We start from the raw sequence: 12836 nt of genomic DNA, 5'->3' as shown, positions 1-12836 counted from the left end.
CCGTTGAGGGTACGGCTTTTTTATTGATGATTGCGGGATCAACCTAATCTGCCGCAGCGAAGCTATTCCTTCCCGGCGATCGTCCGTTCCAATCTCCGTACCCGGTCAAAGGCGGAGCGCAGCATGCCGATCCCGATCCCCGGGTAGAGCCTTGTGAGCTTGCCGAGTTCCTCTCCCCGAATGGCTAGAATATGCAGCTCGCCGTCAACGGCTGTTCCGCTAGCCGTGGTAAGCGTTCCGTACAAGGAAGAGGATTCCCCGTACACGAACGTCCGCCGCAGCATGGCAACCTCTTTTTCTTCTCCGTCGTCCAGATGCGTCGTAATCCGAAGGTGCCCCTCGACGATAACGCCGAACGTAGGATTCGGTTCACCCTGCCGGAACATCCGGGTTCCTTCGGGATGAAACTGCTCTTCCGCGATAGCGGCAATCCGGCCCAGCTCCTCTAAGCTAAGCCCGGAGAAGTAGGGAACCTCCTTGAGAAACACTACCTTATCCAGCAATCCGAACAAATGCCTGTCTCCGTTTGCCATAGCTACCTCCTTCTGCTGCAGGGACGCTTCGGCGATCTCGCTCAGCCAACGATCCCGAAGCAGACGAATATGCCTCAGCATGATGCCTGCCTCTGCATCCAAGCCGTCACCGGCAAGTGCATCGGCCGCTTCCCGCCCGCTCGGCGTCCCCTCCGCGTCCTCGGCCAGCTGCCGCAGAATGGCCGCACTCAGACGCTTCTCGCCCATCCCTTCAGCCAGCATCTCTAGTCCGCTCTCGCGAATTTCTTCATCCTCATCCTCCGAGGCCAATCGGATGGACTGTACGACGGCGGGCTCGGTCATGACCTCCATAACGGCCCAGGCTCCGTCCATCACGAAGCCTCGCAGTTCGGTAAGCCGAAGCTCGGCAAGTCCGGCCAGCCCTTCGTAACCCGCCCGGCGGATCAGCTTAGGCGCCTGCCGGCAATTCCAGAGCTCCAGCAGCATTTCCAGTACTTCCGGAACGAGCCGCTGTCGGCTCTGCTCCTCTCCGAGCAAGGAGGACAACGCCCGGATGACCGTGCTCCACACCTTCGGCTCTATCCTTGGCAAAGCGGCGAGCAGCGGCTCCACCGCTTCCGAGCCCATTCGTACAAACGCTTCCGCGACTGCCTCCCGAAGAATCGGCTCGGAATCGGCTAATTGCTCCAGCAGCATAGGGATAGCTTCCACATAGCCCAAACGCCCTAAGCTCTCAATCGACGCTTGCCGCACGGCCGGGCTAGGATCACCCAAGAGACCGGCAACATCCGGCGCATACTCCGTCAGCCCGAGACTTGCAATCAGCTCGCAGATGGCAACCACTGGCTCTCCACCCGTCTGCAGGAAATGGCTGATCACCCAGCGGCATGCCTCCTTGCTGTCTTCATCCTGCAAAGCATACAGAACCTTTACCGCCGCCACAACCACCTGCGGATGGGCATCCTCCAGCATAGGATACAAATATTCCTTCAGCCGTTCCCTTGTAGCGGGAGCACGGCCAACAACCCGAATCGCCTCCGACCGGACATCGAAGTCCTTGTCTGCAAGCGCGGCCGCCACCTGACTCGATGCCTCCGTCCCCAAGGAGGCCGGGTCCAGCGCACGCAGCGCTGCGCTGCGGATCCGAGCGCCCGGGTCGCGCAGCAGCTCCACCAGCCTAGGCTGCAGCGAAACATCTCTCGTCTGCGCTGCCAGCTCCAGCGCCACTTCACGCGCATAATCGTTCCGATGGTTCATCAGCTCCCTCAGCACGGAAGTCAACCTCCCGTGACGCAGCAGCTCCTGAAGGGAGTCGGTGGAAACAGCACCCGACGTCGTCATGGTTTGTACCGAGCCGACCAGCTCCTCCATATACAGCCTCCGGCCGATACGTGTAACCCAGATGAGCAGTATCGAGCCGGCGGCTCCAATCACGGCAAGCAAGGTCAGGCCAAGTCCCAGCCCGGCGTGCAGCCACTGCAGCCCGGCCCCGAGCATAATGCCGAGCGAGACCGATACGCCCTGCACCACGTAGCGGTAGCCGTCCCGTTCCGACAGCGGAAGCAGCTTGAAGAACATTTGGTTGGCAGGCTCGGCGAAATAATACAGCAGCACATAGAAGAACATATAGGCCAGCGAGATCGTGAGCAGAATCGCCGTACTGCCCAAGGTCAAAGAAACGGTGAGAAAGCCGCCCAAGAATACGGCCGCAATCACGGCAAGCATATTCGAGGGGCCCAGCCAGGCGGAAAGTCTTCCCGAGACAAGCTGAAGCACAAGCGCGAGCGTAAACAGCAGCGATGTCACTTTGCCTAGAAAGGCAGCGAATTCCGATTCCGTCGTATACACTGTTCGGATGACATTTAGAAACTCATATTCGAGCAAAAAGTATAACGCCGGCATAAGCGTCATAATGGCAGCCGCCGAAATCATGTAGGGCCACGTGAACGCCTTTTTAAAATAATACGTGCTTGAAGCCGCAGCTTCTGCTGAGTGATCACCGGAGGCGTGGATTTCCTTCAAGGTGAGAGGCACTAAGTAACGGGCGATCGATCGCCAATAATTGAAGCCGCCCGCCAGCAGGAACAAAGGCGCCATCATGTATACCGCATCCGCACCTAGGAAGCTGCTGATCCCCTGCGCCAGCAAGCCGGAGGCGATGCCCCCCATAGCAGCGGAAGATACGAAGAGCGGCATGAGGCGCTTCGCCTGCTGCGTAGGACAAAGATCGATCGCAAGACTCCAGAGAAGAATCGTCTGCTGCCGAACGACAAAGCTCGAGGATAGGAATAAGAACGGATAGTACGCCCTTACGTCCGCCCCCGAAACGCGAACCGTAAGAAGAATGACCGTATTCAGGGTAATGATCGCCCCCATGAGCAGGAAGAGAGCCCTCATCAGCTGAGGCTTGCGCAGCTTTCCCGTCAGCCAGGACATGAACCATGCCTCCAGAGGCAGCAGAATCGCCTCCGCCGCATACACGTAAGGCAAATACTCGCTGCCGAACCGTTCATTGAAAAGCGTCATGTAGCCGTTGTAGCCGAGCATTTCCGAAATGCCGCACAGGAAAAAGACAGGCAGCAGCATAAGCAGCTTCCGCTTGTCTTCCGTCTTCACCCCGATCCAGCTCATGATCCGGCTTGTCATGGTAGGCACCTAATCTCTTGCGAAGCAATGCATGGAACAAACAACACCATCATCCACATCCTAACATGAATCGACACCCGTAGTTACTTAATTCATAACACGATCCTTGCCCTTGCACAACCCTTATTTGCGAAAGCCTTATACCAACAAGTTAAACAAACCGACGTTTTTGTTGAGCTCTTCGTAACGAAAGCCCTTCGCTTCCATCCGCTCAATGAGCGGGCCGTAGTCTTCCTTGCTCTTCAGCTCGATCCCTACAAGCGCCGGCCCGTTTTCCTTGCTTGTCTTTTTCGTATATTCGAATCGCGTGATGTCGTCGTTCGGACCGAGCACGCCGTCCAGAAATTCCCGCAATGCCCCTGCCCGCTGCGGAAAGTTGACGATAAAGTAATGCTTCAAGCCTTCGTAGATCAGCGACCGCTCCTTGATTTCCTGCATCCGGTCGATATCGTTATTGCCTCCGCTGATGACGCAGACGACGTTCTTTCCTTTAATATGCTCCCGGTAAAAATCAAGCGCCGCCACCGTCAGCGCGCCTGCCGGCTCCGCCACGATCGCATTCTCGTTGTACAGCTCGAGGATCGTCGTACATACCTTGCCTTCAGGCACGACCAGGAAATCGTCGATCACCTCGCGGCATAGATCATAAGTAAGCTCACCTACTCGTTTCACGGCGGTGCCGTCCACGAACTTATCGATTTCTCCCAGCGTGACAATCTCGCCGAGCTCCATCGATTGCTGCATGGAAGGCGCTCCCGTTGCCTCAACCCCGATTACCTTCGTATCCGGGCTAATGCTCTTGATATACGTCCCAAGCCCTGCGGCCAACCCGCCTCCTCCGATCCCCGTGAAGACGTAGTCGACAGGCTCCTTCATGTCATGCAGCAGCTCCATGCCTACGGTCCCTTGGCCTGCAATGACGTGGGGATCGTCGAACGGATGAATGAACGCCATCCCTTCCCGCTCTCCGTAGGCCAGCGCTTCCCGCAGGGAATCGTCGAACGTATCCCCCGTCAGAATCACCTCGACGAAGGAACCGCCGAACAGCTTCACTTGAGAGATCTTTTGCCTTGGCGTCGTTGCCGGCATGAAGATTTTGCCCGGAATCTGCATCGCCTTGCAGGAATAAGCTACCCCCTGCGCATGATTGCCCGCACTGGCGCAGACAACGCCCTTCGCCAGCTTGTCCTCCGACAGGCTGCGGATGCGGTTATAGGCTCCACGGATTTTGAAAGAGCGCACGACCTGCAGGTCCTCGCGCTTTAAATAGACGTTACAGCCGTATTTTTCCGAAAGAATAAAATTTCTCTGAAGCGGCGTATGGTGCACGACATCCTTCAGCACATGCCCCGCTACAATGATGTCCTCCAGCTTGATACTGCGTTCATGGGTTCCCATGGTTATCCCCTCTCTTATCGGTACAGCTCCGTGAGCCCCCCGTTAAACTGCACGACGGTAAATCCGCCCTTGCTGCCGGCATCTATAATGGTAATGCCCGTGTTATTCAGGTTTAATCGGCGAAAATGATGCAGCGGCATCCCCAAAATCGACGCCACCGTCAAACGAATGGCGGTCGAGTGGCTGACTACAACGATCCGCTCCTCTGCATATTCTACTGCCGCTTCTTGCAGGAACCGAGTCATCCGGTCTGCAATCTCGGCCCTGGTCTCGCCTGTGCCCCCCGCACGTACATCGGACGGATCGGCAACCCACGCCTGCCACTGGTCGGCATACTCCTTATGAATGACATGGGCGTACAAGCCCTCCCATTGTCCGAAATCCGCTTCGACGAGCCGCTCGTCCGTCTGCATTTTCAATCCGTGAATGGCGGCAATGGGCTCAGCGGTCTGCTTGGCTCTTGTCAAGGTAGAGGCAATAACGCGGTTGTAACGCGCCTCCTTCAGCAGCTCCGCCGCCTGAATTGCCTGCTGCCTTCCATGCTCCGAAAGCTCAATGTCGGTCCGCCCGCTGTAACGCTGCTGTCCCGCGTTCCATTCGGTTTCTCCGTGTCTGATCAAATAAAAACGTGTCATCTTCCTGTTCCCCCCGGGCGCTAATTTTTTCATTTTACCACAAAACGTGAAAACAGTCCCCACTTAGCCGGACGGCTAATATGAGGACTGCTCTCTTGGGAAACTCTAACCTTTTTCTCTATGGTTTCTTATCGGATGATAATGGTGTGTACAAGACCGTTCTGACCTTTGATTTCTACAGGCTGGTTCAGCACCAGCAGCTGCGCTGTGTTCCCTTCCACCTTCAGGTTAGGAGACACGTTGTAGGTTTGCGTCGACGTACCGCCGCCGGACAAGTCCTGTGTGACCGTTACCTGTGCAATCTCGCCCTGGGCATTCAGCAGCGGAAGCGCGGAGAATCGTCCTGTTACCGCGAAATCGACACGCGTCTGCTCCGTAGCCAGCTTCGTCACCTCGACGTAGATGGCTTTGCTGTTATAGGTGCGGATCAGCACTTCATCCCCAGGCTGAAGAGCGGAAGCGTCCACTTTGGCACCGCTGCGGAAAATGAAAGCGTTCGGATCCAGCTCAACATTCAGGCTATCCTGCTTCTGTGTGCGGATCGTTAAGAGGTTGTTATTGTATACGGTAGCCGTAACCGTTCCGCGAAGGGAAGCGTTGTCCGGCAATTGCGTTCCTGTACGATCGAGCAAGGCAGCAAGCTCTGCGCGTGTTACCGGCTGGTTCGGGCGGAACGTGTTGTCCTCGTAGCCGTCGATCAGCTTGCGCTCCAGCGCTACGGCGACATAACCTACGGAGCCTGCCGGAATTTTGCCGGCGTCCTTGAAGTTCAGCTTCGTATTCATCTTAGCTTTCGCCTCGGCTTCCAGCTTCATCGCTTTGACGAGCAGCGTAGTTGCCCATAAGCGATCCGCTTCCTTCTCAGGCTGAACAGCCGCATCGGTTTCGTTGAACAAGTCGTTCTGCACCGCAACGGCAACATAACCGACAGCCCATGGATACTTCGATCTCAGCTTATCCTCGTCGGAGAAGTTCAGATCCGTCGCTTTGGCCGCTTCGGATTCCGCTTGCTCGCGCAATCCCATCAGACGAACCGCTGCCGTAATCGCCTCAATACGGGAGATCGTTTTACGCGGCTGGAACGTTCCATCCTCGTAGCCCTCGAACACCTGCTTGGAGGCCAAGCTGGCTATGTATCTTGCAGCCCACTCTACGTCACCGCCGCGGATGTCGTCGAACGAAAGCTTAAAGTTAACGTGAAGATCCTTCCCCTTGCTTTCCCACTTCGCTTCCGATTTGCCGCGGTCTTTGTTGTTGTCCTTCCCTTTGCCGTCAGCGAAAGCGGCTGCGCCTCCACCAAGCACCATGGCGAGTGTCAATCCGGATACGATGGTTTTTTTGAAAATGCTGTTCATTAGTCATTCTCCTTTGTTCCGTGTATTAGGGTTAGTTGTGTAGAGGATGATGTCGAACCTTCGCGAAGGGTTCTTGCTTGCTACAGCATTCGCCTGCTGGAAAATGTTTGTGGGGGTCTGGCAAACATGGTAGACTAGCAGAAGAAAAAAATGTTTACGCTAAAGGAGAACAGGTATGACAGGTAATCGGAAAAAGCTGACGATCGGTCTGGCCGTGCTGGCTTTGGTCGCACTGGCGGCAGTATATTCCTCCATGCAGCTAGGGTCCGGCGGGTCCCCTTCTCAGACCGCTTCTCCCTCCTCAAGCCCGGAGCCGATCAAACCGGCGGATTCGAAGCCCCAGGAGCCGAAGCCTGCAGAGCCGGTAATTCCGGCGGAGAAGGTAGACGTGGTCGTCTTCGGCAGCGAGCTGGAGGGACTGTACCTTGCTCGGGCGGCTGCGGATGAAGGCTTGAAGGTGAAGGTGCTGGACACGCGTGAAGCCTTCGGCGGCCAAGTGCTGCAAGGCGAGATGCTCTTCCTCGACGAAACAAGGGATGCCCAGGGACGTCTGCTCGTCCAAGGACGGGCGAAGGAGCTGTTCGACGGCTTCCGTAACGGCAAGATTCGCAAGCTTCCGGAGTTCGTGTCCTATTTTGACAAGCTGAAAAAAGACATTCCGGTGGAATTGGGCATCAAGATTGACGAAGTGAAGCAGATTGCCGGGAAGTTCGGAACGGATGCGGTGGAAAGCGTAACCTACACCGGCAAGGACGGTCAGAAGAAACGGATTACCGCCTCCTATTGGGTCGAAAATACCGACTATGCCGCCTTCGCGAGCAAGCTCAAGGTGAAACGGCTCCCGGGACTGGAGCAGTTCTACGGGCAGCAGCAGATTGAATACATGAGCGCAGGCATGATGCTGAAGTTCAAGAATGTGGACTGGAGCAAGTTCCTGCAGAGCTGGAACGCCATGACGCCGGAGGAGCGCCGAACCAAATACGGCGGCGGCACCGTCAACGAAAGCTTCATTATCGGGCTGACGGGCGTGACTAACAAGTATAAACCGACCAATGAGCGGGTATTCCTGCGGGGCTTGAATGCCGTTCACCAGCGGGATGGCGAGGTGTTGATCAATGCTTTTCTGATCTATACCGTCGATCCGGCCAATGAGCAGTCGGTGAAGGAAGCGATAGAGCTCAGCAAGAAGGAAATTCCGCTGATTCTCGAACACTTCAAGAAAAATATCGTCGGCTGGGAGCGCGCGGAGATGAACGGCATCCCGAATCATCTGTACATCCGCGAGTACAACCACTATGAGACGGATTACGTGCTGAAGCCGTCGGACATGCTGGGAGCGAAGATGTTCTGGGATAACGTGAGCATCGGCGGTTATCCGCTCGACCTGCAGGGCATCAGCAGCAACAAGTGGGGCATCGAGATGGGCCGGCCGGACAAATACGGCATGCCGCTGCGCAGCTTCCTGCTGAAGAACTACGATAACGTTCTGATGGCCGGCAAGAACGTCGGCTCCTCCGCGATCGCTTTCGGCAGTGCCCGGATTCAGCCGAATACCAGCCTTGCGGCGGAATCGATCGGCATCATTCTCGGGCAAATTCAAGGCAAGAAGCATCTGCGCGAGCTTGCTGAAGGAGATATGCCTGCGCTGCACAGCTATCTGGCGACGAAATACAACATCAAGCTGACCGGCGTTACCGGCCAGAACAAGATCGCCGGCTGGACGGCGGATGAAATCGCCAAGCTGGACACCGGCGAGATCGTTTATCCGCAGTATGTGAACAAGCGAAAATAAGCAGAAAGCCCACCTGACTTGTGTGACGAAGTCAAGGTGGGCTTTTCACTTATCTCAGCCGAAAGCTGATGTTTACCTGCTTCTCTTGGAACTGTACGTTCCGTACGGCAATCAGCTTCGGAAGCTTCTCGTTCACGGCCAGCTTCAAGGGCTTGACCTCATACCAGCTAAGCGGTATGTTCAACGCCTTGATATGCGTATCCGTATGGGTTGCAACCAGGTACGGATCCTGCCACTCCAGGCGGAACTGAAGCTTAGCCCCTACCTTCCACTGCTCCCGCACCAGCACATTTACATCGGCAATAAGCTTATTCCCTTGCAATGAGAAGCTTGCCCCTGTGATCCGGCCCTTAGGCGGAGGACCTGCGGACGAGAGCTGCTTCTGGGCAAGCTGCTCCTTCAGGAGGTCGTTGATCTCCGCTTCGGACAGAACAACCTCCAGCTTGCGAGTACGCAGCATTTCCGCGGCCTGATCCTCCAGCTTTAGCTGTGCGAACGCCAGATCCAGCTCCTGTTCCGGTCTTACATACCATAGTACCACTGCCGTGAGCATGACGCACATGACAACAACTGCAATAAGCCCTTTCCCCAGCGTCTTCAGCGGAATCCCTCCCCCGAGCTTCCGTTCCCTTATTGCTGCTTGTTCTGCTTCTCCTTCAGCCAGCGCGGTGCTCCTTTGTTCTTGCGGTCGCGCTCTCGCTCGTGCTTCCTTGCTGCCGGGGGAGCGGCTTTCGGGGCGACAGGCGATTTGCCTGCGGCCTTAGCTGCCGGCGCTTGTTTACCTCCCGCCGGCTGCGTCCGCCCGTGAACTGCCGCCTTCTCCGCGCCGCTGCGGGCAGCAGCAGGACGCTCCGGCCGGGTGACGCCTGCTTCCCTTGCCTCTCCGGGCACACGCCGTTCCGCCAGCTTTTTCACGCCTCGCCCGTCCGAACGCAGCTGACCAGGCTCCAGTACCTTCCCTTGGTACATCGTCTTCTCTTCGATCTTGATCCCGAGCTTTTTCTCGAACTTCGTTATGATGAAGCGCTCCCGCGGCGTAACGATCGTAACGGCCGTACCCTGCTTCCCCATGCGACCCGTGCGCCCTACGCGGTGAACATAATGATCCTCATCGATCGGCGGATCGAAGTTAATGACGTGCGTTACCTGCGGCAGATCCAGACCGCGCGCAGCGACATCGGTAGCCAGCAGCAGCTGGAACCGGCCCGCCCGGAACGCTTGCATCGCCTTGGCGCGATCCTGCTTGAACGAATCGCCGTACAACGCTTCGATCGATAGTCCCGCATACTGCAGCTTCGCCAGCACCTCGCCCACGTCTTCCGTGTCGTTCACGAATACGATCGCAGCCTTCGGATTATACAGGCGAACCAGACGACGAAGCGTATCGACCTTATTCCGCTCCTCGCTCACGAAGTACAGATGCTCCAGCGTCTCCGAGGTGCGCTGTGCCGGATTCACCTGCACATGGGCCGGCTCTCGCATCCAGCGGTCGATGACCGCCCGGATCGGGTCCGGGAACGTGGCCGAGAAGAACAGCATCTGCTTATCGCGAAGCATGCTGCGGAATACGCTCTCTACCTCCTGCATCGAACCGAGGTCGAACACCTGGTCGACCTCGTCCACCACAACCATCCGTGCCGCGTGCAGCTTCAGCTTCCTCAGCTTGAGCAGCTCCTGCACGCGTCCCGGTGTTCCGACCACGATCTGCGGCTTCAACCGGAGCTTGTCAATCTGGCGATCGATCGAGGCTCCGCCAATCAGCTGCTGCACTCTGATATTCGTCCCCTGCGTCAGCTTATCGAGAGTGTCAACAATCTGCATGCCGAGCTCCCGCGTGGGAACAAGGATGATAGCTTGGACATCGCGCAGCTCCGGATTTATTTTATGCAGCACCGGAAGGGCGTAGGCCAGCGTTTTCCCCGAGCCTGTTTGCGATTGACCTACGACGTCCCGCCCCTCAAGGATGATAGGAATCGCGTCCGCCTGAATCGGCGAAGGCTCTGTAATCCCCATCTCCTGCAGCTTCTTTATATAATGCGTATCAATTTGTAACGCAGCAAATCCTGTATTCATCAAACCTGCTTGCCCCCTTCATATGGCCTTCCCATAGTATACCAAAAGCAAGGCGGAGCCGCCATCGACCCCGCCTATGCCTTCATTTCCTCCAGCTTCCTTGTGATCCATGCGAACACCGCATCGAGCGCACGCTCATCCTCCTCCTTGGGAAAACGGTGCGGCAGCCCGTCATACAGCTCCATCGTGTAATCCTTGCCCGCTTCCTCCAGCTTGAGCGCCAGCCTGCGCGACTGCTCCACGCTTACCTGATCGTCGCTAGTTCCGTGAACGATCATAATCGGCACCTGAATCCGGTCGATCCAGTACACCGGTGATCGCTGCTCGTAAGCCTCGGCCTCCTTCCGAGGATGACCGACGACCCGCTTCAGCATCCGCCTTAAGTCCACCCGTTCCTCGTAGGTATCGAAAAGATTGCTTACCCCTCCCCAGACCACTACCGGTCCGGCTTCCGGGCACTCCTTCGCAGCCAGCATCGCCATCAAGGCGCCTCGGGAAAAACCGATGAGAGGTACCTTCCCCGGTAAGACCTCAGGAAGCTGCTGGACTAAGGAGACGGCATGACATACATCGAAGCGGTCCTCTCCGCCGAAGTCCTCCCGCCCCTCCCCGCCTTCATTCCCGCGGTAAAAGGGTGCAAACACAACAAACCCCCGCTTCGCCATGGACATGATGCGGCGCTTGCGCACCATCCCCACCTTGCGAATTCCGCCGCGGCAGTAGATCAAGCCCGGGGCCGGAACCGCCAGATCGGGGACGGCCAAATACCCCTTCACCCGCAAGCCCTGACTAATATAAGTAAGCAAATATAGCGAAATGTTCTTCGTTAAGCTGCGCAGCGGCTCTCTCTCGACGAGAGCGCCGTTCGGTAAAGTGCAAGTGCTTGCATTTGTATCTACAGCCAAAAGGTATCCCCCCTGATGCGAGATGGTTTTGACACACGATCCGTTTCCACGTTACACTGTTCTGGTATATTATGACCGGAAAGGTGGATTTTCTATGAACGTTCTGTTCGACGACGAGTTTGAGGGGCTGGTAGCCAAGTTCTCCGAGCTGCTGACCGGTGACGACTCCAAAGAAATGGTGGAGAAGATCAAGATATGGGCTATCTACAACCACATTCACAAAACGATGCCGGCTCTTGCCAGCCATTGGAACCAGTCCCATCCTGAAGCGAAGGTGACGATCCGCAAGCTCTACGAAGAGGTGCGCGACCTGAACCTGAAGCTGAAGGAAAAGAACCAGGAGCAGCAGGAAACGTAAGGTGAACCCTTACCGTACTTAAGCTTACTGCACTGCACATGCAATTGCAAAATAAAGCCTGAACGCCGGCCAAAGTATCGCGCCGGTCGTCCAGGCTTTCATTTATTCTTTGCGGACACTGCTTGTGTATTCCGTCCAAGCTCCTTGGATATGAACGATAACCGCGGCGGTCTCGATGTGCCCGTTAGGGAAGCGCGCAGTAAACATAAATGTATACGGACCGTCTGGGAGCAGCTCGAAATCATCCCGGTACAGGGAGCTGCTCCAACCGGTCTTACCTCCATCCCCTGCAAGCGTTGAGAGTAGCTCCAGGTGCGACATCCGTGCTTCCACTCCGGATGCCGGCTGATTTGTCGCCGCCTGCAGCACAAAGGACTCTCCTGCCCAGAACTTGTCTGCTGTCCGCGGCAGCTCCGCATCTCCTGTCTGACGCAAATTGTACTTCCGCCGGTTCTCTTCCCAGCGCTCCGTATGTTTAACGAAGCCCTGCAGCGTCAAATCGCCAATAGAGACAATCTGCGTCACGGTTCCGGTTAAGCCGTGAACATCCGTTACGGTTAATGTTACTACCCAGTCCCCCGGACGTCCATCGGTTCGTACCGCCGGAATAACGGCATTCCATCCGGCACCGGTCTCATCATATGCGGGGCCGACGATTCGCCATACCGCTTGCAACGCATCTCCGTCCGGATCCGTAGACCGGTTCGCGAGCTGCACCTCATCCCCCTCGTAAGCCGGCTTGGGCACCCAGTCGAAGGCCGCAACAGGTGCCCGGTTCACGTACAACCAGGTGGATTCGGACCACCCTGACCCAGCCCCGTACTGATCCCATACTTGAACTCTTACGGCAAGCGGCTTTCCTAACGGAAGGTCACGGGGTACCGTCCAGCTGGCCTCATTCATCGAGGTACTCATCTGCAGCACTTCCGTATCAAGCACAACGGCTCCTCCCTGCTCCGTAATCTGGAGCTGGAACCACTCGAATACCGCCCCCGGATCAGGATCATTCTGCACCCAGCTTAGCGTAGGGCGCTGCTCATTCGTTACATTAGGACTTGCGGCCGAGGTGCTCCACGGCCAGGACATCGCCACTGTCGGCGCTTGGTTCGTACTATAGAAATAGGTAAGGATCCGCCTCGACTTCACGTTAGGGTTTCCTTTTCCCCTTCTTCACACCGTA

At 56.6% G+C, this 12836-nt stretch carries 10 protein-coding genes; 2 read left to right on the top strand and 8 right to left on the bottom strand.

What is annotated here, in order from left to right; translation table 11 throughout:
- Positions 1-62: 62 nt before the first annotated feature.
- From QMO62_RS23770 to QMO62_RS23755, 4 genes are all read right to left on the bottom strand, one after another.
- Positions 63-3140, bottom strand: coding sequence for a HEAT repeat domain-containing protein (locus tag QMO62_RS23770; protein WP_284644764.1), 3078 nt, complete (start codon positions 3138-3140; stop codon positions 63-65).
- A gap of 138 nt (positions 3141-3278) precedes the next feature.
- A complete protein-coding gene (ilvA, locus tag QMO62_RS23765; protein WP_284644763.1) occupies positions 3279-4538 on the bottom strand; it encodes a threonine ammonia-lyase IlvA in 1260 nt (419 codons plus the stop codon).
- Positions 4539-4552: 14 nt separating this feature from the next.
- Entirely contained in the window at positions 4553-5173 is a 621-nt protein-coding gene (locus QMO62_RS23760) for a histidine phosphatase family protein (RefSeq protein ID WP_284644762.1), read from the bottom strand.
- Between the two features lie 128 nt (positions 5174-5301).
- Positions 5302-6528: an S-layer homology domain-containing protein gene (locus tag QMO62_RS23755; RefSeq protein ID WP_284644761.1), complete on the bottom strand. Its 1227-nt coding sequence runs from the start codon at positions 6526-6528 to the stop codon at positions 5302-5304.
- 175 nt (positions 6529-6703) lie between these two features.
- Here QMO62_RS23755 and QMO62_RS23750 point away from each other — a divergent pair, with 175 nt between their 5' ends.
- Complete coding sequence (locus tag QMO62_RS23750) at positions 6704-8320, top strand: FAD-dependent oxidoreductase (protein WP_284644760.1); 1617 nt, start codon at positions 6704-6706, stop codon at positions 8318-8320.
- Positions 8321-8369: 49 nt separating this feature from the next.
- On the opposite strand, the gene QMO62_RS23745 is transcribed toward QMO62_RS23750, so the two are convergent.
- The 3 genes from QMO62_RS23745 to QMO62_RS23735 all read right to left on the bottom strand — a co-directional run bounded on the left by QMO62_RS23745 (position 8370) and on the right by QMO62_RS23735 (position 11298).
- Entirely contained in the window at positions 8370-8882 is a 513-nt protein-coding gene (locus QMO62_RS23745) for a hypothetical protein (RefSeq protein ID WP_284644759.1), read from the bottom strand.
- Positions 8883-8950: 68 nt separating this feature from the next.
- Positions 8951-10393, bottom strand: a complete 1443-nt coding sequence (locus QMO62_RS23740; RefSeq protein WP_284644758.1) for a DEAD/DEAH box helicase — start codon at positions 10391-10393, stop codon at positions 8951-8953.
- Between the two features lie 74 nt (positions 10394-10467).
- Positions 10468-11298 carry an alpha/beta hydrolase family protein gene (locus QMO62_RS23735; RefSeq protein WP_284644757.1) on the bottom strand — a complete coding sequence of 277 codons (831 nt, stop codon included), beginning with the start codon at positions 11296-11298 and terminating at the stop codon, positions 10468-10470.
- Between the two features lie 94 nt (positions 11299-11392).
- Between QMO62_RS23735 and QMO62_RS23730 the strand changes: the two genes are divergently transcribed.
- Complete coding sequence (locus QMO62_RS23730; protein ID WP_284644756.1) at positions 11393-11656, top strand: DUF2573 family protein; 264 nt, start codon at positions 11393-11395, stop codon at positions 11654-11656.
- A 102-nt stretch (positions 11657-11758) separates the two neighbouring features.
- Here the strand turns inward: QMO62_RS23730 and QMO62_RS23725 are convergent, their stop codons facing one another.
- The gene (locus QMO62_RS23725; protein ID WP_284644755.1) at positions 11759-12802 is read right to left on the bottom strand and encodes a glycoside hydrolase family 78 protein; all 1044 of its coding nucleotides are present in this window, start codon (positions 12800-12802) and stop codon (positions 11759-11761) included.
- Between the last annotated feature and the right edge of the window lie 34 nt (positions 12803-12836).

This window comes from Paenibacillus silviterrae (assembly GCF_030167925.1).
GTDB lineage: Bacteria > Bacillota > Bacilli > Paenibacillales > NBRC-103111 > Paenibacillus_G > Paenibacillus_G silviterrae.
This window is presented reverse-complemented; position numbering and strand designations above follow the sequence as displayed.

Coding starts and splice junctions, on each gene's coding strand:
- QMO62_RS23770 (WP_284644764.1), bottom strand. CDS start 3,140: ATGACAAGCCGGATCATGAGCTGGATCGGGGTGAAGACGGAAGACAAG.
- ilvA (WP_284644763.1), bottom strand. CDS start 4,538: ATGGGAACCCATGAACGCAGTATCAAGCTGGAGGACATCATTGTAGCG.
- QMO62_RS23760 (WP_284644762.1), bottom strand. CDS start 5,173: ATGACACGTTTTTATTTGATCAGACACGGAGAAACCGAATGGAACGCG.
- QMO62_RS23755 (WP_284644761.1), bottom strand. CDS start 6,528: ATGAACAGCATTTTCAAAAAAACCATCGTATCCGGATTGACACTCGCC.
- QMO62_RS23750 (WP_284644760.1), top strand. CDS start 6,704: ATGACAGGTAATCGGAAAAAGCTGACGATCGGTCTGGCCGTGCTGGCT.
- QMO62_RS23745 (WP_284644759.1), bottom strand. CDS start 8,882: ATGTGCGTCATGCTCACGGCAGTGGTACTATGGTATGTAAGACCGGAA.
- QMO62_RS23740 (WP_284644758.1), bottom strand. CDS start 10,393: ATGAATACAGGATTTGCTGCGTTACAAATTGATACGCATTATATAAAG.
- QMO62_RS23730 (WP_284644756.1), top strand. CDS start 11,393: ATGAACGTTCTGTTCGACGACGAGTTTGAGGGGCTGGTAGCCAAGTTC.